The organism is Marinoscillum sp. (assembly GCF_040222955.1).
Classification (GTDB): Bacteria; Bacteroidota; Bacteroidia; order Cytophagales; family Cyclobacteriaceae; genus Marinoscillum.
Genome location: NZ_JAVKCA010000007.1, coordinates 648,440 through 670,332, shown reverse-complemented (window position 1 = coordinate 670,332; position 21,893 = coordinate 648,440). Strand labels below are relative to the sequence as shown.

Below are 21,893 nucleotides of genomic sequence, written 5' to 3'. Positions count from 1 at the left end.
AAAAGATTCATCCCCAAGCCAAAGTATAGGTAGGTTTGCGTGCGTCTCCAAATCAAACTGTACCATGCAATCCAAAATCTTAGTTCTAGCTGTTTTATTTTCATTTGGGTTGATGGCTCAGCTGCACGCCCAAACTCCCGGTCTTATTTATGATCCAGCCTCATCACCAGGTAATACCGTGCTGGACCCGGATGGCGATGGTTTTGTTTCAGTCAATATCAATGCCCCATCTAAGGGATTTGTTTACAGTGATCAGACCGAAAGCGAAATACCCTATCAAAAAATGATTTTTCCGGGTGCTGAGCCTGTTGCGGATTTGACAAAAGGTCCTTCGGGAGGGTTTTCAGATTTTGTGGACAGTGGTGTGGAAGATCCAGCCCAGTATTACCTGGATGCGAGTAATAATCTAATGTTTAGGCTGCGAATAGGAAGCTCAGCTCCCAATTCAAAGGGCTATAGTATCCTGATCGATACCGATCAAAAATTCGGTTTTACTGGTCCGAATGCTGACCCAACTGCTACGACGAGTAACCCTGGTTTCGAGGTAGAGATCAACTTACAGACAAATTTTGGAGTTTATGTTTATAATGTTGATGGAGGCTGTCCTGGGGCGGCTGCGGTTTCTCATACAGGTCATACCAACTATCAAAAATCTTTTACACTTTCTACAATTACCGGGACTCGTAACTCCTTTTATGATTTTTATGTTCCGTTTTCGGATTTAGAAGGACTAGGACTAGGTATTACGTCAAGCACGCCCTTGCGGATGATCATTATCACCCAAATGAACCCATCGCCAGCGCTCTGTAACAATGCTACTTCGGATCTTGGTGGGGTGGATGATTCCGCATGTGGCAGCCTGTTTGGCTGTTTGTTGGATATTATTGATAACTATACCCCAACATCAGCAGATGATATTCAAAATGGTGTAACACCCAAAGATCGATCAGACTGCCCTACGTTGACTGGTCCTGTTACCGTCAGTTCTACTTCCATTAACGGAACGACCACCGAACTGGCCGGAACCAGCATTCAGGTCTATAAGAACGGTGCATCTCTTGGGGCTCCGGTTATCACCAGTGTAGATAATGCCTCATGGAGTTTGAGCGGAGTTTCCGGACTTGTTGCTGGTGATGTTATTACCGCTACAGCCACCGGTCCCGGAGAGGGGGCTTCTATTGCGAACTGTAGTTCCAAAACAGTAATTACTTCCTGTACGCCTCCAGGTACTCCCACGTTGACTGCCATAGGAAATGGCGACAAGGTATTAACAGGAACGAAGGTGACTGGAACACACGATGTGTACATATATAAAGCGGATGGCACTTTGTTGACTGGTGGAATTACGAGCAATCCGTTCTCAGCCAGCGGAACAACGTTTACTTACACACATGGCACAGGGGGTACTAAAGTTCCTGATGGTGCCTATTATGTGGTGATTAGTTTGTCAGGATGTAATTCACTTCCATCCGCAGTACAAAATAATAATTGTACAGCCTCCACCACACCCACCATCAATACTGCCACCATTTATGAGTCTACCACAACGATTTCTATTACCGGAGCGAGTGGTGCATCGCTCAGACTTTGGATTAACGGAGTGGCTAGTAACTTCACTGCCACAGGTACGGGGAGTGCTCAGAACCTTACGGTTTCAGGTCTTTCAGCCAGTCAGTCCCTAACGGTTGTGGCTGTGAATACTGCTACTTCCTGTCCAGCCACTTCGGCCGCAAAAGTTGTTCAGGCCGACCCTGTAACCCCCAACAAACCCACGATTTCTGGAAGCTACTGTGTAACGGGAACTCAAACATTGACCATTACAGGGTCATCAGTGGATGCAGATGGCACAAGTATTCAACTGTTTAAAAATAGTGTTTCTCATGGGAGTGCGGTTACGGTTTCTTCAGGCGCCTGGTCAGCGAGTGGGAGTTTTGCTGCTGGTGATGTGATCACAGCTAGAGCCACCATTGCCAGTTTGACCAGTGGAGACTCTGATCCGGTAACGGTTTTGGCGGTTAATACTAACGCGGTAGCAATTACCACTGATCCCATCGTCGAAGGATCTACTTCTATTTCCGGCACCGGAGTGGATGGTGATGTGATCAAACTTTATGTGGATGATGCAGAAATTTCAGGCAAGACTGCAACAGTTGGTACAGGTACACCAGGACAATGGACTATCACTGGCATAGAAACTTACAGCCTGTATGCTGGTGCTCAAGTGACTGTTACAGCTACTTCAGGGTCGAGTTGCGAAAGTTCACCGAGTGCTGCCGTGGAGGTTGTGTGTAGTACGCCGGCTACCCCCAGCTTTTCGGATACCAATCTTTCTTACTGTTATGGTAGTCAGGGGGAGCTCACCTTATCTACATCCGAATCCCTGGTTATCTATGAAATGGTGGATAATACTGGAGCCTCCATTGGCCAGCAGTCTATTGGTACAGGGTCGTCTATGACTTTATACACCAATGCGCTTACTTCCAATTTGCTTGAAGTGTATGTGAAGGCTTTTAAGCTTCTTAATGCAAGTTGTTACGTGATTTCATCAAATAGCGTTGATTTTGACAATCAGCTTCCTTCACCAACCATTGACCTCACATCTACCAATGTGGATGTGGTAAGCGGCTCTACTACAGCGAGTTTTACTTATACCAACCCGCAAAACTCACCATCAGACTATTCGATCGCTTTTCCTATTGCAGCTGAAAATCAAGGATTCGCAGATGTTTCATCTACCACACTTCCTTCATCACCAATCGTGGTAACAGTACCGGCTGCTGCTGCCAGTGGAACCTATACTGCGCAGCTCACCATTACTGGCGCTACAGCATGTGAGAGTCTATACAATATTTCGATTACCATTTATGATGCCGGTGCTGCGGCGAGCATAGCTACCCACCCTGCGAGCGATACCAAATGCTCAGGTGAAAGTGTTTCGTTTTCGGTGAGTGCTTCCAATGTACAGAGCTATCAGTGGCAGCTTTACAATGGCTCCACATATGATAACCTGTCTGATGGCGGGATTTACTCAGGTGTCACCAGCTCAAACCTTAACATTTCGGACAATACCGGACTCAATGCGAATGTTTACAGAGTAGAAGTGGTTGGATATGATGCTATCCCTCTTTATTCAAATGATGCCACACTTACCGTGGTTGCGATTGATGCTGGGGTAATAGGGAGTAATCAGGCAATTTGCTCTGGGGATACACCTTCCCTGCTTACATCTACTTCAGATGCCACGGGTACGGCGGTTACTTATCAGTGGAGGGTAAGTAATGATGGATTTAGTTTCACTAATATTAGCGGAGCTACTAGCAGCACTTACGCTCCTGGAAGTTTAACCTCCACCAAATATTATTTGAGGAAGGCTACAAGTACAGCAAATGGTTATAGCTGTGAAGATGAAAGCAACCTTGTTACGATCACGGTAACAGGAAGTCCTGATTTGAGTGGTTTAAGCACCTCGGCGAGTGATGAGTGTATAGGAAACAACTCTACCGTGACTGTAAGTGCGACGAACTTACCGAATGGCACCTATACAGTGAACTACACGCTGACCGGCACAAATGCCCAGTCTGCGACGAATACGACGATGGTGGTAAGCAGTGGAAACAGCGGCACCTTCACGACGAGCAGTCTGCCGAGTGCGGGGACTACGAATTTAACGATCAACAGTCTGACGCTGAGTGGCTGTAGTACAACTGCCAGCAGTGGGAACACCGATGCGATTACGGTAAGTCCGGCCTCAGTGGGAGGAAGTATTTCAGGTGGCGCTACGGTATGTAGCGGCACGAACAGCACGACCTTAACGCTGAGTGGCCACACTGGCAGCATCACCAAATGGCAGTCATCGACGGACAACTTTGCTTCTGACATCAATGACATAGTCAATACGACGACTAGCCAGACGGCTACCAACCTGACCGCCACGACGAGCTATCGCGCAGTGGTCACAAGTGGATCCTGTAGCTCAGCGAACAGCAGCACCGCTACTGTGACGGTTGTGGCTCAGCCAACTGAACCGACTGTTAATAGTCAGGTGACTAATAATACGGAACCCATAATTTCCGGAAATGCGGACAGTGGGAATTCAATCACAGTTGTAGTAGGAGGTGCTACATATGTCACAGTGGCAAATGCATCGGGCAACTGGAGTATTGACACAGCTAGTCCAAATAGTGGATCCTTTTCTCCGAATACTAATGGTGTCAACGAAGTTGTAGTAGGTGCCTCCAATGGGTCTTGTTCCAGATCTGATGCGACCACCAATGAATTAACGATTGACACGACTGCCCCGTCTACGGTTCCGACGGTAGTGAGTCAGACGACGAATGATACTACCCCTACGATCACGGGTACAGCGACCGTTGGCGCAGGAGAAACCCTGACGGTCACCGTAGATGGAGTCACCTATACGGCTGGAGATGGCAACCTGACGTTGACAGGAACGAGCTGGAGTTTGACCATTCCAGGTGGCAATGCGATCACGACCGAAGGAGCTTATGCGGTGACCGCCACGGTTACAGACGCAGCAGGCAACAGCACCAGTGATGCGACCACCAATGAATTAACGATTGACACGACTGCCCCGGCCACCGCGCCAACAGTTACGGCCCTGACCACCAACGATACCACTCCAACCATCAGTGGTACAGCGACTGTGGGCGCAGGAGAAACCCTGACGGTCACCGTAGATGGAGTCACCTATACGGCTGGAGATGGCAACCTGACGTTGACAGGAACGAGCTGGAGTTTAACCATTCCAGGTGGCAATGCGATCACGACCGAAGGAGCTTATGCGGTGACCGCCACGGTTACAGACGCAGCAGGCAACAGCACCAGTGATGCGACCACCAATGAATTAACGATTGACACGACTGCCCCGTCTACGGTTCCGACGGTAGTGAGTCAGACGACGAATGACACTACCCCTACGATCACGGGCACAGCGACCGTTGGCGCAGGAGAAACCCTGACGGTCACCGTAGATGGAGTCACCTATACGGCTGGAGATGGCAACCTGGTTGACAATGGCGATGGCACTTGGAGTCTGACGATTCCTGCGGGTGATGCTTTGGCAGAAAACACCTATTCGGTGACTGCCACAGTAACCGATGCGGCAGGCAACAGCACCAGTGATTCGACCACAGGTGAGCTAATTGTCAATACTTCAATATTGGCACCAACTGGTGAAAGTTCGCAGAGTTTCTGTACAGCAGATAACCCAACGATCGCTAATCTGGTGGTAACTGGATCGAATATAAAATGGTATTCTAACCCAACAGGTGGTTCACCCTTATCAGAGGCCACCAGTTTAGTAAGCGGAACAAAATATTATGCAAGTCAGACAGAGGATGGTGCTGAATCCTCTGAGCGATTAGAGGTTACGGTCACGGTCAATACAACGCCAACAATTGCGCTGGACAGTAGCAATGATCCAGGAACGTGCTCAGGTACTGATGGTAGCCTTCTTCTAAGTTTTACCAATGTGCCTGACGGCATCTACACGCTCACTTATAGAGATGGATCAGCTTCAGATCAAACATTTGACAATGTCAGCGTAGTGAGCAATGCGGCTACTATTGGCAATATTGAAGCTGGGGTGTATAATGATATCGCCATATCTGTAAATGGCTGCACTTCCCTGGAAGATGTGGACGTCACTATGTCAGCTCCTTCCCCTGAAACAATTTCTAAGGGAACTACAAGCGATCCTAGTAACTGTGATGTACTCAATGGCAGTATTCAGCTTATAGGCCTAAGTGCAAATTCAAGTTATACTGTAAATTATACAGTGAACAGTGTGGATATATCTACAACAATAAGTTCCAATGCAAGCGGAACCTTGTTGATCAGAGAACTCGGAGCTGGTGAATACAGAAACATTTTCGTGGTTTCTCAATCCAATGAATGCCAGTCAAATGAGCTAAGTGGGAGCATTGTCCTGGAAGAACCAGCTGTTTCTACCATTAGTGTGTTAAGCTCAACAAATCCTTCAGCATGTAGTACAAGCGATGGAGTAATTATCCTTGACGGATTATTGAACTCTGCTCGATATACCGTATCCTATCTGTACAATGGAAGAATCATATCTGGTTCAATGCTGGCTGTTTCGGGAAGAATAGAAATTGAGAATCTATCGGTTGGTTATTATAGCAACTTTAAAGTTAAAATATCAGGTTGCGAGTCCAACACTATTTCTGAATCAGTAGTTCTGACTGATCCTGCGTCCCCGGAGATTAACTTGAATTCAGTCAATTCGACCAGTTCTTGTAACGCCTCCGATGGAGTGATCAAAATTGGAGGTTTAATACCCGGATCTAAATATACCTACGAGTATACCTACGTAGGGAGAATTCTAAGATCTACACAATCGATTACAGCCAGTGGAGCAGGAATAGTGGAAATTTCTGGACTTTCTGCGGGTATTTACCAATTTATTAGTTTAACAAATGAGTCTTCTGGTTGTCAATCTAATACAATTGAATCTGCAGAGATCGAGGATACTGGCGCTCCTGAGATAGCTTTTGGTACCACTAGTGATCCAACGATTTGCGATGGGGCCGATGGTTTTATCAGACTGACCGGATTAAGTGCTAACAGAGAGTATGGAGTTTCATTTTTGGCGGATGACTTAAATGTTTCAACCACAATAACGAGTAATGGAAGTGGAGTAATTGAAATAACCGGGCTTAGATCAGGTACTTACAAAGACTTCACGGTAAATCGAGTTGGATGCGTTTCGAATCAATTATCCGCCGTTATCGATCTCGATGAACCAGTAACTCCGGTGATTTCGGTGACCGACTTTGCAAACCCATCTATATGTGGCGAAGCAGATGGCTGGATTTCATTGGGTGGTACTATCCCGGATGGTAGTTATAATGTGCAATATGATTTTAATGGTTCCATCATATCGAGCGTTATAGTCTCTTCATCAGGAGTCTTGTTGATTAATAACCTTAGCGCCGGATCCTACCAAAATTTTAGCATTGAGCTTTCAGGATGCTCATCTAATATTGTCCGATCTCCGATCTCATTGAATGATCCGGGAAGTCCTGAAATAAGTTTTAATAGCCAATTGAATCCTACCTCTTGTGCTTCATTTGATGGATTTATCAAACTATCGGGATTGACACCTTCGGTTTCATACAACTACGCATATTTCAAGAATGGAGTTGAAGTGACTTCTGACTCGCCGTTGTTAGCCGATGCTGCAGGAGTAATTGAAATCAGTAACCTGACGTCCGGTTCTTATAGCAATCTCTCTGTTTCTGAAAGTGAATCAAATTGTAGGTCAAATACAATCGAAACGATTGCACTCAACCCACCGGATATCAGCATCTGGGCATATGTCCACCCAACAACATGTAATGGTACCGACGGTAAGATTGAAATTGAAGGCCTAACCCCAGGAGTTAGTTATACCTTGAGCTATCGGATAAACTCGGGTGCTGAGATCAATGACAATATAGTCGCTGATAGTTGGGGTAACTATGCTTTGGAAGACTTGTCAGCAGGGGATTATTCCGACATCACTGTTGAAATTGACGGATGTATTTCAAATGCCCTTTCGGTGGACTTGAACAGTCCAGACAATGCGGTGATCGCTCTGGAGAACGTAACCGTTCCATTGTCTTGCGAGGCTGATAACGGCAGTATTAAGTTGACCGGCCTTGAGGTGAGTACTGATTATGAGCTGCATTACACCAGTAATAGTCAAAAAGACACCCTCTATGTGCGTAGTGATGGATCTGGTTATATTTTGATATCAAACCTTGCGCCAGGGGAGTACACTTCCATTTATGTAATTTCAAAGGAATGTCAATCTAATACTTTGAGTAGCGTGATCGTAGGTCAGGCTCCGGAGATGGTTATAGTCTCGGTAAACGCGGTAAATCCAACTACCTGTGGTGGGATGGATGGAAACCTTGCTCTTACTTTCCAGGATATTCCGGATGGATCGTATAGCATCACTTATTCGGATGAAAACCTAAATGAAAAAGTGTTTAGCGGTGTATCCATTCTTTCCGGATCGGCCAATATCAGCGGCTTAACTGCGGGCAGTTATAATGATTTGAGGGTGATCGTTGGGAGCTGTAAATCTACCGGCGACATAGACGCTTCCTTAAGTGATCTGCAGTTTTGCGATACCGATGGTGATGGTGTATCGGACGCAGAAGAAGACATAGATGGTGATGGCGATCCTGATAACGACGATACGGATGGTGACGGAACCCCTGATTACCTGGATACAGATGACGATGGCGATGGCATCCTTACAGAGGATGAGGATACTGACGGAGATGGCGATCCTACCAACGACGACTGTGATACTGATGGTACGCCAAATTATCTTGACTCAGACCCATGTGATACAGACGGAGACGGCCTGGATGACAGTAAGGAAGATACAGACGGAGATGGCAATCCATACAACGACGATTGCGATGGCGACGGTACTCCCAACTTCCAGGATCCGGATGTTTGCGATGATGGCACCGATACTGATGGTGATGGAGTTACTGACGTAGAAGAAGATTTGGATGGTGATGGCGATCCTGATAACGACGATACGGATGGTGACGGAACCCCTGATTACCTGGATACAGATGACGATGGGGATGGCATACTTACAGAGGATGAAGATATCGATGGAGATGGCGATCCTACCAACGACGACTGTGATGCAGATGGTACGCCAAATTATCTTGACTCAGACCCATGTGATACAGACGGAGACGGCCTGGATGATAGTGAGGAAGATACAGACGGAGATGGCAATCCATACAACGACGATTGCGATGGCGATGGTACTCCCAACTTCCAGGATCCGGATGTTTGTGATGATGGCACCGATACTGATGGTGACGGAGTTACTGACGCAGAAGAAGATATAGATGGTGATGGCGATCCTGATAACGACGATTCTGATGGTGACGGAACCCCTGATTACCTGGACACAGATGACGATGGCGATGGCATCCTCACAGAGGATGAAGATACTGACGGGGATGGCGATCCTACCAACGACGACTGTGATGCAGATGGTACGCCAAATTATCTTGACTCAGATCCATGTGATACAGACGGAGACGGCCTGAATGACACTGAAGAAGATACAGACGGAGATGGCAATCCATACAACGACGATTGCGATGGCGATGGCACTCCAAACTTCCAGGATGGTGATAGTTGTGACACTGACGGAGACGGAATTTTGGATGAGGATGAAGATACTGATGGAGATGGTGATCCTACCAACGACGACTGTGATGCAGATGGTACACCAAATTACCTTGACTCAGATCCATGTGATACGGACGGAGATGGCCTGAATGATAATGAGGAAGATACAAACGGAGATGGTAATCCATACAACGACGATTGCGATGGCGATGGCACTCCAAACTTCCAGGATGATGATAGCTGTGATACGGACGGAGATGGGGTGCTCGATTCGGATGAGGATGTGAATGGTGATGGAGACCCTACCAACGATGATTCTGACGGAGACGGCACTCCTGATTACCTGGATACAGATGACGATGGCGACGGGATAGACACTAAGGATGAAGACACGAATGATGATGGAGATCCGAGGAATGATGATTGTGATGACGATGGTGCTCCCAACTATCTGGATACGGATCAGTGTGCCAAAGTTGAGCCTCGTAAAGGCTTTACTCCCGATGGTGACGGTATCAATGACTTCTTTTATATCAAAGACATTGAAAACTATCCGAATAACACGGTTCAGATTTTCAACAGGTGGGGAAATAAAGTATTTGAAATCAGGGGGTATGACAATCAGAACAATGTATGGGCGAGTGAAGTCAACGCTGGTTTGCGAATAGGTACTGGTAACAATGTGCCATCGGGTACTTATTATTACCTGATTCAATTAGGGGATGGAAGTGACGCGATTTCAGGGTTTGTCGTAGTGAATAGATAACTGCTTCCGACGACTTAACGGGCCCTTCATCGAGTCCTCCGGAATGAAGAAAAGGATAAGTTACTTTCGTAACGCAGATTCGAATGGTTGGATATGAGAATCTGTTGGTTGGAACTAATAAAGCCTCCTGGTTTATCAGGGGGCTTTTTTTTATGGTCTTTGTTAAAGAAACACTGGGGTAAGAATAATGCCAGCCAGACCTACTCACCGAATGCTGTGGGTGACTCAACGAGTAAAATCCGCCACTCAACGAGTGCATGATTCTCCAGCAAGTGAAATCCCTACATTTGGGTTATAGATTCATGGTTGGATATGATCTATGGTTGGGACTAATAAAGCCTTCTGATTTATCAGGGGGCTTTTTTTATGGTCTTTGCTAAAGAAACATTGGAATAAGATAAAGCCAGCCAAACCTACCCACCGAATGCCGTGTGTGACTCAACGAGTAAAACCACCCACTCAACGAGTGAATGATTTTCCGGCAAGGGGGAATCCATACTTTTGCCTTATAGATTCATGGTTGGATATGATCTATGGTTGGGACTAATGGAGCCTTCCGATTTATCGGAAGGCTTTTTTTATATATCCATTAATATTATCCTAATTGTTTGGTGCGCATTATCTTTAAATCTTCAGCGAAGACTATTGAATGCGAATACCTGAAATACCTGCCAACGAACACAGCCGACTGGAAGCCCTCCGGGAACTGAAGATTCTAGATACCCTCCCGGAAGAAGAGTTCGATAATGTCACCAAATTGGCCAGCGAAATATGTCAGGTGCCCATCTCCCTCATTACACTTGTAGATGAAAAAAGGCAATGGTTTAAATCACACTACGGCCTGGATGTGGAGTACACCTCACGGGATGTGGCTTATTGCGCTCATGCGATCAACAACCCCGCGGAAATTCTGGAGGTGCCGGATGCCTCTGAAGATGAGCGTTTCCATGATAATCCTCTGGCCATCGGTGAACCCTATGTAAGGTTCTACGCCGGCGTACCACTGGTAGATCCACAGGGGCATGCACTGGGTACCTTATGCGTGATAGACCATAAGCCCAATCAGCTTTCTGTGGGCCAGAGGGAGGCGCTGAAAACGCTCGCTCAGCATGTGATGGCTATTTTGAACGTGAGAAGTAAGAATGTCGAACTGTTAAAAAGCCAGCAGAAGTTTCAGGATTTGGTGAATCACATGGATGATATGATCTATGAGCTGGATTCAAAAGGATGCTTCAAGTTTTCGAATATCAAACTTCAGCAGCTTAGTGGCTATAGCGCGGAGGAGTTGGCAGAAATGAATTACCTAAAGCTGGTTAAAGAAAGCACCAGGTCAGCAATGCTTGCATTTTATGACCAGCAGAGAAAAAACAGACAGCCTAAAAGCTATTATGAATTCCCAATGATCACACGGTGGGGTGAGGAGCGAATGATTGGTCAGAATGTGGTGATAGATTTTGATGAGCAAGGGAAACTCATTCGGGTGATGGCGGTGGCCAGGGATGTCACTGAGCTGAATGAGCAACAGCGTGTGTTTCGGCTGCTTTCAGAAAACTCAAAGGACCTCATTTGCCTGCATGAACCTGATGCCACCTATATCTATGTGTCTTCATCCGTAAAAGAACTGTTAGGGTTTGATCAGCAGGAAATGGTCGGAAAGAACCCCTATGATTTCATGCATCCCGAAGATGCTGAGCGCTTAAAGGAAAACCCGCACATGCAAACGCTCAAGGGAAAGGAAGTAGGCGGGGTTCAGTATCGCATGAGGACCAGCGCCGGCAATTATCTGTGGCTGGAGTCCTATACCAAACCCATTATCGTCGATGGGGAAGTGATGTCTTTTCAGACTTCATCCAGAGATATTTCTAAGAGAAAGTTCAATGAGCTGCAGGTTCAAAAAAGTAAGGAAAACATTGAGGCGCTCATCGAAAACACTGAGGATGCCATCTGGTCGGTGGATAGAAAGCTGCGATACAAAATTGCCAACGGAACTTACAAAGCATTGATTAAATGGCTGGTTGGCCGTGAACCCCAAATTGGTGAAAGTGGCCTGGATGTTGGTGATAAAATGTTTCAGGACCTGCTTCAGCATTACATGAAATCTCTTGATGGGAAAAAATTTAATGTTGAATACCAGCTGACGCATAATGGAGTAAGGCGATATTTCCAGAAGTTTTTTAACCCCATCAAAAATGAAGAGGGCGACATTACAGGGGTGTCCGTATTTGCGCGGGACATCTCCTACGAGAAGAAGATCCTGAGTAATGCCGAAGGGTATCGGGAAGGATTACAGCTCCTGAATATCATATTTTCCAATACAAGTTTGACAATGGATCAGCAGATTGGAGAGGCCTTGAAGATCTCATGCGAGTACCTCAAAATGCCTTCCGGGATCATTAGTCATGTAGCTGGGGATTATGTGACGATTAGAAAGTATTATTCAGTTGAGCCCGTACCGATCAAAGAAGGGGACAAGTTTCCCTTTGAGAATACTTTCAGTCAGCTGATCTACGATCATGGGAAAACCATAGCCGTGGAGAATGTAGGCCAATCTGAGTTCAATGAGGTCAGCACCTTCAAGGCATTCAATGTACAGTCCTTCATTGGAACCAGTATCTCGGTGAATGGGACACTCTATGGGACGATAAGTTTTGGTTCTACCCAGCAGCGTGCAGAATTTTTCGATTCTAATGAGACGGACTTTGTGAATATTCTGGCTGGCTGGATAGGATTTAATATTGAGAAGCAGCTATATGAGCGTCGATTACGGTCAGAGCAGGATGTCTTGCGGGCTTTTGTGCTTTCTGCCCCGGCAGCTATTGCCATGTTAGATGAAAACCTCACTTATCTGGCTGTGAGTAGTCAGTGGAAGGCGGACTATCACCTGGGAGACCGTGACCTCATCGGGTTGCACCATTATGAGGTGTTTCCCAAGATACCCGATACCTGGAAGAGGGCCTATGAAGCCGGGCTTCAGGGCAAGGAATCCCGAAAGGAAAGAGAGCTGTTTGAGATGGAGGATGGACAGAGCCGATGGCTCAGGTGGGAAGTGCGTCCATGGTATGCATCCAACAAAGAAATCGGGGGAATTATTGTTTTCACGGAAGACATTACCCGGCAGATTACCCAGGAGGAAGAGCTGAAGTTGGCAAAGAATGAGGCTGAAAAGGCGTCACAGGCGAAGGAATTCTTCTTATCCTCCATGAGCCATGAGATCAGGACCCCGATGAACGCCATCATTGGTATTTCTAACATCATGTTATATGAAAATCCAAGGCCCGATCAGTTGGAAAACCTTAAGCTATTGAAGTTTTCCAGTTCAAATCTTTTGGTTTTAATCAATGATATTCTCGATTTTAACAAAATAGAGGCGGGTAAGATGGAGCTTGAATTGATTGATTTCAATCTCAAGGAAGTGGCCATGAACGTCTATCAGACCATGCTTATTCGCACCAATGAGAAGAGACTGGTGTTTTTGCTTGATTATCAAAATGGCTTACCTGAAAACTTTGTAGGAGACCCTGTTCGCATTACTCAAATCCTGACTAACCTCCTGGGCAATGCCATCAAATTCACAGAAGAAGGCATGGTCAAGTTCGAAATCGTAGAAAAGGAGCGAGTGGGAAAGGAGATAGTGCTGTGTTTCACTATCACGGATACAGGAATTGGAATCCCAGGTGACAAGATTGACACTATTTTTGAAAATTTCACCCAGGCCAGCACCAATGTCGCCAGAAAATTTGGAGGAACCGGGCTGGGACTGGCCATTACCAGGGAATTGCTTAAAATGATGGATTCGGACGTGTCAGTGGAAAGTGAGGTGGATAATGGGTCCGTTTTCACCTTTGACCTGAAGCTGCCTATCGGTTCTCTGAAGTCACTTAAGCAGGACTACTCAGAAGTAGGTGCGGTTCCATCACCAGATTCGAATACCGGAATCAAGTTATTGGTGGCGGAAGATCACAAAACAAACCGGGAGATTCTTGCCAAATTTCTGGACAGATGGGGGTTTAAATATGATTTTGCTGTCAATGGGTTGGAAGCCCTACAGATGGCGGGTAAAAAGGATTACAGCATGATTCTCATGGACATCCAAATGCCCATCATGGATGGGTTTGAAGCAACCAGAGAAATCAGGAAACTGAATAACGCTCATTTGAAAGCTATTCCAATTTATGCACTCACAGCCTCGGTTTTGCTTGGGGTCCAGGAGAAGGCACTCTCGGCCGGAATGAACGGGTACATTAGCAAGCCGTTTGATCCGGATGAACTTTATTCGAAAATTGTTGGCGAATCCATTCGGTATGATCAGGCGGATTCTACGATAATCAGGGAGGTGATTAGTCAGGAAGCTATCGCACAGATGAGTCTTGGAGATGAGGATTTCAAAAGGGAGCTTTTCATTTATTATTCGGTCGAGTTTCTCAGATTGCTCAGTGATCTGCGTTTTGCCCTGGAAGGTGGCGACCATCATATGAGAGAGGCCAGGGTTGAGGCGCTGACCAAACTCAATACCGGTGGTATCATACCAGATTTGACGCCTCTTTTGAAGCAACTAAGAGGGGATATATCCCCGGTAGATTTCAGTCGCCTTTCTGATTTACTTGGGGGCTTAATAGAAGCTTTGACACATGTCGGGATACAGGAGACTTGAACTGGAAATGATAGGTATTGAACATGCATTGAGTAACACTCACCGAGTATCCTTACATAAAGAGTATCTAAGGGGTATTTTTGAAGAAAAAAGCAGGAGATGCCATTAAGCCTAGAAGAAATAAAGTATCAACACCTGAAAGGTTCCGCTCAGATTATTCTGGCATCTTCCGATGGTAAAGTTTTGGCATCATGCGATACCCTGGCACCCATCCCGGTCGGGTATGATCTTTTTGATACTGAATCATTTCTCCAAAAACCGTCCCTAAGAGATCAACTGCTCCTGAATGAGGATCTTAATATGCACGGTGTTCGCCTGAATATGGGAGGCACAGAGGCCGTTTATGATTTGCAGTTGACCCACTCCTCCAAGGGATCAAATGGGGCTCAGATTATACTTTTCATAGAAGATCGCACACAATCAGTTACCTTTATTGAGGATGAAGAGAGCGAAGAGAAATTACGTGAGTTTATCCTGAAAATCTCTACGCCGCTGGATATCCTGAAAGAGCTGTCGTTATCTGAAAGAGGTGAGAAGGAAGTATCACCTGCCAGAGGGCTCATTATGGCTTATTTCGATCGGTTTATCCATGGTGTTCACCACTCACAAATCAATTTCCCAAGGGAGGAGGTGCCTTTTAGGGTAGAACACATTAGCGTGGCTGTGGAGATGTGTTTCGCAAATATGATGAAATCAAGAGGGCTAAAGCTTACCTCGGTGGTGAGTTTTGAATCCAAGTTCCTGATTGGGGATCGCTTAGGCATCCTCCAGGTAGTCTTCCAGGCGTTAGGATACCTGCTGACGGAGCAGAAGAGCGGGCATGTGCAGGTGGCCTTTGACTATTTGCCGAAACAAGAACAACTGGAAATCGAAATCTCTGGCGCCCCGGAACCGGCGGGCTATAAAGTGTTGGCGGATAGGATGGGGAGCGAACGTGAATTTAGCATTGAGAGTGAAGCCACCCTGCGTTTGTTATTTGATTGCAGAGTAGTGGCTTACAAAACACCGGTTTTCAAGGCCAGTGTAACCTTGAGTAAGAATGAATTTCCTTACCTGTTTGGAATTACTGGTGGGGATTTCTCACTTGTGAAAGATATTTTTCAGACTATATTGGTATCCCTTACCATGGACATGGATGATCTCAGGAAAGCCATGATCCAGGAGGATGCTGAGTTGATTGGCCGGATTGCCCATAAGATGAAACCCAATTTTGCGAGCCTTCAGCGACAGGATATTGCGGAGGCGCTGCAGTACATAGAAGAAATTACTACTGGCGAGGATCATACCGAACTGGAAACCAGGCTAAATGAGTTCATGGAAAGTGCTGATGAAGCACTGGAAAATCTAAAGAAATATAAAGTATGACTAAGCAAATCAGATGTGTAATAATAGATGACGATTTTGCCTCACGAGCGATCCTAAAGGGATTGATCAGGCAGGATGTAAGACTCATTCTTGTAGAAGAGAGTTCAGGATCTGCGGATGGTGCGCTAGCCGTTACCAAACATAAGCCTGACTTGATTTTTCTCGATTTGATGATGCCCGGGCTGGATGGTTACGAAATGCTGGAGGTGCTGGATTATATGCCCAAAATCATCGTGGTTACCACAGAACGGAACTATAAATCAGAACTCTTCAAGAATCGCATCTCTGAATACCTCTACAAGCCAGTGGAAAGTTTGGAAATGTTCACAAAAGCGGTGGATCAAGCAATGAAAACTTATTAGATTTGATATAATGGAACGGCTTACTTGTATTGCAATAGACGATGATATGGTGGCATTGAAGATCGTTTCTTCACTAGTTGAAAAAACCGATTTTCTAAAGTTGGTAGGCACCTATCAAAATTCAATCAAAGGCGCGACGGCTATAGTCGAATTGAAGCCAGACATTGTTTTTCTGGATGTTCAGATGCCAGACCTGACGGGTATGGAAATTTTGGCAAGCCTTCAGGTGAAGCCTCAGGTTATTTTGATTACCTCACAGGAGAAATTTGCCGTGCAGGCATTTGAGTTTGATGTGGCCGACTATTTGGTTAAGCCCATAGAGAATTTTGCAAGGTTTCTCAAAGCCGTGACCAAAGCCAAAGCCAACATAGATGGCAAGGCGCCCGTCACTTCAGACTCCAAACATCTTTTTGTGAAATCAGATTCACTGCTGGTTAACCTTGATCTGAAGGATGTTCTTTATGTGGAAGCATACGGGGACTATGTGAAGATTCATACCAAGGAGAAAACGCACGTAGTCTACGGCAAACTGAAAGATACCGAGGAAAGCCTCCCAGATAGTGAGTTTGTAAGGGTGCATCGCTCCTTCATCGTTCGTATTGATAAAATAAAAAATATTGACCAGGGAAATCTTCAGATAGCGGATAAAATCATCCCTGTAAGTACTTCATACAGAGCACATCTGATGGAGAGTATTAAGACCCTGTAATTCCCTGACCATTTTTCCAACCATGGTGTAAGATTGGCGCCCTATCGGGCTGCTTTAGTTGCGTATGTCGTTAGACGAAAGGAACATTATGGAAGAAATTGGTGAAAGAAAACCCTTTAATGGACATTCGGAGATGCTCTCTATCGAGCTCATCAAGGAGATTTCGGAGCGGAAACACGCCCAAAATCTACTGTCTGTATTTGTGAAATATGCGCCTGGCGCAATTGCTTTGTTTGATCGCGAGATGAAATTTCTGGTGGTCAGTGACAGGTGGTACAGAGATTATGGGTTGGCTGAGAATGACATTACAGGCTCAAGTTACTATGAGGTGTTCTACGGAACGGAGAACATGGATAAATGGGCATCTTATCACCGAAGAGCGCTGAAGGGTGAGAAGCTTCGAAATGAGGAAGATCGACTGATCAAAAAAGACGGGAGCGTCATTTGGCTTAAGTGGGAGATTCTACCCTGGTTTGATAAATTCGGAGTGATAGGTGGAGTTATTATGTCCACTGAAGTGATTACCGATAGAAAGAGACTTGAGGACGACCATAGAAAGAGTAAGCAACTGTTGGAAATGGCCATTGAGACTGGAAAGATTGGTTTCTGGCATTGGATAGAGCGAAACAACCGTTTGGAGTGGAATGATCAGATGTTTGAGCTTTTCGAGTATGACGAATCAGATTTCACTGGAGATGGAGAAGCATTTTTCGATGTGATACACCCTGATGACGTCACACGAGTGCGGGGATTGCTTAATCGCGCGATTGCAGACAGGGGCGAATATCACACCCAGTACCGGGTGATTTGTAAATCCGGGACTAAGAAATTTAAGGAGCACGGCAAGGTGTTTTTGGATGATGGCCTCCTGAGAATGACCGGGATTTGCCAGGAAATATCCTAATCAAATTTGAGATGAAATAACCATTCGCCGAAGCTAACCCGCAGCCCGACGGTAGTATTTTGTGAATCACCGCTGAAATAACTATTTCTAACCCGAAAGTACCCCTTGTTGTCGAAAATCAGGAGCTGTTGATCTGCTTTGAGGGTAGCTTCGTCCTCATGAACTTTTTGCGGACAATCACCATTTTTGCATTATTTTTTTTCTTCTTAAATCTCACAACACGGGCCCAGCAGCGTCCCATGTTCACTCAGTATATGTTTAATGGATTGGTGCTCAACCCCGCATACGCTGGGAGTCATGAGTCTATCAGTGCCACGGCACTTTCCAGGATCCAGTGGGTGGGGATCGATGGAGCACCTGTGACGCACACCTTTTCCATTCATTCACCGATTCCAGATAAAAACATCGCCTTGGGCGCTGTTTTTTCTTGCGACCGAATAGGAGTTACCACCCAAAGCACTTTGAATTTGTCGTATGCGTACAGAATTCAGATGCGTAATGCCATGCTTTCCATGGGGCTTCAGGGAGGTTTAACTTCTTCAAAGGTGAATTATGATGAGATAGGAGCCAATGACCCCAATCTCCAGTATAGTGGCTCGGCTCTTTTGCCAAACTTTGGACTGGGGCTTTACCTATATGGCAAACGCTACTATGCAGGTATATCAGTACCCACCGCCCTCAAAAACTCCTGGGCAGGAGAGGGAGATGCTAATAATGCTGATGGCTTCAGTTCCGTGGAAGTTCCTCACTTTTTTGGAACCTTCGGGTTTTTGGTGGACTTATCTCCACTGGTAAAATTGAAGCCCAGTGTGCTGGTGAAATCTGTGGGTGGGGCACCTGTTGAATTCGACTTTAATGCCAACCTGATCCTGGATGATAAGCTATGGATCGGTGTTTCATACCGATCATTTGACGCACTCAGCCTTTTGCTGGATATTCAGCTCTCTCCTCAACTCAAGCTGGGGTATGCCTATGACTATACCCTCTCCGAGCTAAGTCAGGTAACCACCGGCTCTCATGAGATAATGCTCAATTACCGATTTGTATTCTCTAAGTCAAAGATCGTAACCCCCCGATATTTTTAGAAAAGGTAAAGTTTTTGCTCATCTTGCAGTTTTGAATTCCAGTCAATGGCTTTTTGTATATTACAGATGCTGTTCTGGTGAAAACAAAATAGATGAATTACCAATTTTCATTAATCTACAGAGGCGCAGCTTACCTCACCCTTCTGACCGCCTTGGTGGTAATGTACGGCTGGCTGCAGGGCATAGAGTCAGTTCAGATAATTGTCCAGTCTTGGCCCTCCATGAAGTTCAATACAGCCCTCTGTTTCTTCTTAACAGGCGGGGTGCTCCTAAGTACCTATTATAGGAAAGACTTCTTCAAAATCCCTCTTGCAGGCATTCTGCTTGTTGTTGCATGTCTGTCGTTTCTCGAAAACCTCACAGGGCTTCAAATAGGTCTTCAAAGTTTTTTTGTTCCCGGACTTATGTCGGCAGGTACAGCCCTCTGTTTCATGCTTTTAGCACTGGCTCACATCGGTATCTACACTGAAGCTCTCATATGGCGTAAAGTGAGCCAGTATCTGCTTCATTGCGTGACAGTAATTTCCTTCTTTGCCATTATAGGATTTGTATACGGAATTTCCGGGGAGGGAAAGCTCGTGTTTATATCATCCATGGCCATCCATACTTCTGTCTTATTTTTTCTGGGTTCTATGGTGTCTTCATTGATTCACCCTTCACTGGGCTTTACCAGACTTTTGATAGGTAAAAAGCCAGGCAATCTACTTGCCAAGCGAATGTTTCCGCTGATAGGTGGATCCATACTCGTTTTGGGCTATCTGGTGATTAACTACTGGGAGACCGGGCAGATAAGCCCCGAGACTGGTCTCACCATTTTCGGATTGTCCATTCTTATGATTGCACTGGTCTTCATTTCCATCATTGCTATGGAACTGAACAGCACAGACATCAGAAGGTCTCAGGTTGCCCGGGCACTGAGAGATACCAATGCGAACCTGGAGAAAATAGTGATAGAACGAACGGCCCTTTTGGCGGAGAAAGTGGAACTTTTGAATGCGACCACCAGTGCGGCCAGAATCGGCACCTGGGAGGTGGATTTGGAAGCTCAGAAAGTAGCCTGGTCTGATATGACCAAGGAGCTTCATGGGGTGCCCCCGGATTTTGAGCCTGATTTGGCTACGGGTATTAATTTTTTCAAAGAAGGGAAACATAGGGCCAATATTGAAACTACCGTGGAGCGGTGTATTGCCACAGGAGAACCCTACGATGTGGAACTGATGATTGTCACGGCTACTGGAGAGGATAAATGGGTCAAGTCGATCGGAACCCCCATTCTCAGGGATGGCAAAGTGATAAGGTTGAGGGGTACCTTTCAGGACATTGATGTGAGGAAGCGGGCTGAAATCAAAATTTCTGAAGAAAGCGCTTTGCTTCAGATGCTGATAGATAACATTCCTATTAATATTTACACCAAGGATCTTCTCTCGCGCAAGACGATGATCAATAAGAGTGAGTTGGAACTGATGGGACTGGAGGATTCTTCTACCGTGATAGGGAAGACGGACCATGAGTTGTTTCCAAAGGAGTCTGCAGATATTTCCAGAAAGGAAGACGTGGAGGTGATGAAGACCGGCATTCCCATATTGTCCAGGGAAACAAGTATGGATTTGGGTGAAAACAACAAACACTGGTTTCTGACTTCCAAAATACCCATTGTGAACTCTGAGGGTAACGTGACAGGACTTTTAGGCGTAAGCGTGGACATCACCGAACGAAAGCGAAATGAGGAAAAATTAAAAAATTATGCCATATTGGAATCTAAGAGTGCTGAGATGGAACAGTTTGCCTATATAGCGTCCCATGACCTGAGAGAACCGATTTTGACCATAAAGAACTACTTAAACATTCTTTTTGAAGATTACGGTGAAAACCTGGATACTGGTGCCAGGAGATATTCGGATACCATTTTGAGCGCATTGAACAGAATGGAAACATTGATTGCCGGGTTATTGGATTATGCGCGTTTGAGCAGTCCAAAGGAGTTTGAGACTGTGGATTTAAATCAATCCATGAAAAACGTTCTCTTGAGTTTAGATTCTTTAATTAAGAATAGCCAGGCTACAATTACAGTTGGTAAATTGCCAACGATTTCAGGTTACCCCACTGAGATTGAGTTGCTGCTTCAAAATCTGATCACCAATGGCATTAAGTTCAGAAAGCCGGATAGAGTACCAGTTATTGAGATAAAAAGCAAGAAACATGGTCGTGCATGGATTTTTTCCGTAAGGGATAATGGAATTGGGATAGGCCCTGAATATATTGAAGAGGTTTTTGTAATGTTCAAACGCCTACATTCCCGAAAGACATTTGATGGTACGGGGATAGGGCTGTCCCATTGTAAGAAGATCGTTGAGCTTCATAATGGGAAGATTTGGGTAGAATCAGAACCCGGAGAAGGGAGTGTATTTTATTTTACCATTGATACAAACGAGATAAAAAATGAAACCGAAAGTTGATTGTATTCTTCTTGTAGATGATGATGAGGATTGTAATTTCTTTCACGAGCGCCTGATTAATAAAATGCAGTGCGCTGGTCGTGTCGAAACCGTCTTAACCGGGTACGATGCCCTGGATTTTCTAAAAACCTCGGTGAATGGAGAGCATCCAAGACCCAACCTGATCTTGCTGGATATTAACATGCCGGGAATGGATGGTTGGAGTTTCTTATATGAGTATAATAAGCTCTCAGAGGATCAGAAAGCGCAAATTGTGGTGGTGATGCTCACCACTTCTCTGAACCCCGATGACAAGAAAAAGGCTGAGGCGGACCCGAATGTGGGCGCTTTTGCCAATAAATACCTGGATGAAGAAAGTCTGATGAATATATTAAAGGCCAACTTCCCTCAGTTCAATTGATTT

The 21,893-nt window shown here is 45.5% G+C and carries 9 protein-coding genes; all 9 read left to right on the top strand.

What is annotated here, in order from left to right:
* The first annotated feature begins 64 nt into the window (after window positions 1-64).
* The 9 genes from RIH33_RS04915 (at window position 65) to RIH33_RS04875 (ending at window position 21,890) form a co-directional block, all read left to right on the top strand.
* Entirely contained in the window at window positions 65-9,958 is a 9,894-nt protein-coding gene (locus RIH33_RS04915; protein WP_406658694.1) for an Ig-like domain-containing protein, read from the top strand.
* Between the two features lie 649 nt (window positions 9,959-10,607).
* Complete coding sequence (locus RIH33_RS04910) at window positions 10,608-14,609, top strand: PAS domain S-box protein (protein ID WP_406652593.1); 4,002 nt, start codon at window positions 10,608-10,610, stop codon at window positions 14,607-14,609.
* 99 nt (window positions 14,610-14,708) lie between these two features.
* Window positions 14,709-15,974 carry an Hpt domain-containing protein gene (locus RIH33_RS04905; RefSeq protein WP_406652591.1) on the top strand — a complete coding sequence of 422 codons (1,266 nt, stop codon included), beginning with the start codon at window positions 14,709-14,711 and terminating at the stop codon, window positions 15,972-15,974.
* A complete protein-coding gene (locus tag RIH33_RS04900) occupies window positions 15,971-16,336 on the top strand; it encodes a LytR/AlgR family response regulator transcription factor (RefSeq protein WP_406652590.1) in 366 nt (121 codons plus the stop codon). Before RIH33_RS04905 ends, RIH33_RS04900 begins: the two co-directional genes overlap by 4 nt.
* A 10-nt stretch (window positions 16,337-16,346) precedes the next feature.
* Window positions 16,347-17,045, top strand: coding sequence for a LytR/AlgR family response regulator transcription factor (locus RIH33_RS04895; protein ID WP_406652589.1), 699 nt, complete (start codon window positions 16,347-16,349; stop codon window positions 17,043-17,045).
* A gap of 64 nt (window positions 17,046-17,109) precedes the next feature.
* Window positions 17,110-17,949: a PAS domain-containing protein gene (locus tag RIH33_RS04890; RefSeq protein ID WP_406652588.1), complete on the top strand. Its 840-nt coding sequence runs from the start codon at window positions 17,110-17,112 to the stop codon at window positions 17,947-17,949.
* A 158-nt stretch (window positions 17,950-18,107) separates the two neighbouring features.
* Complete coding sequence (locus RIH33_RS04885) at window positions 18,108-19,034, top strand: type IX secretion system membrane protein PorP/SprF (protein ID WP_406652587.1); 927 nt, start codon at window positions 18,108-18,110, stop codon at window positions 19,032-19,034.
* A 92-nt stretch (window positions 19,035-19,126) separates the two neighbouring features.
* The gene (locus tag RIH33_RS04880; protein ID WP_406652586.1) at window positions 19,127-21,490 is read left to right on the top strand and encodes an ATP-binding protein; all 2,364 of its coding nucleotides are present in this window, start codon (window positions 19,127-19,129) and stop codon (window positions 21,488-21,490) included.
* Entirely contained in the window at window positions 21,474-21,890 is a 417-nt protein-coding gene (locus RIH33_RS04875; RefSeq protein WP_406652584.1) for a response regulator, read from the top strand. The genes RIH33_RS04880 and RIH33_RS04875 overlap by 17 nt, the downstream gene beginning before the upstream one ends.
* The last annotated feature ends 3 nt before the right edge of the window (window positions 21,891-21,893 follow it).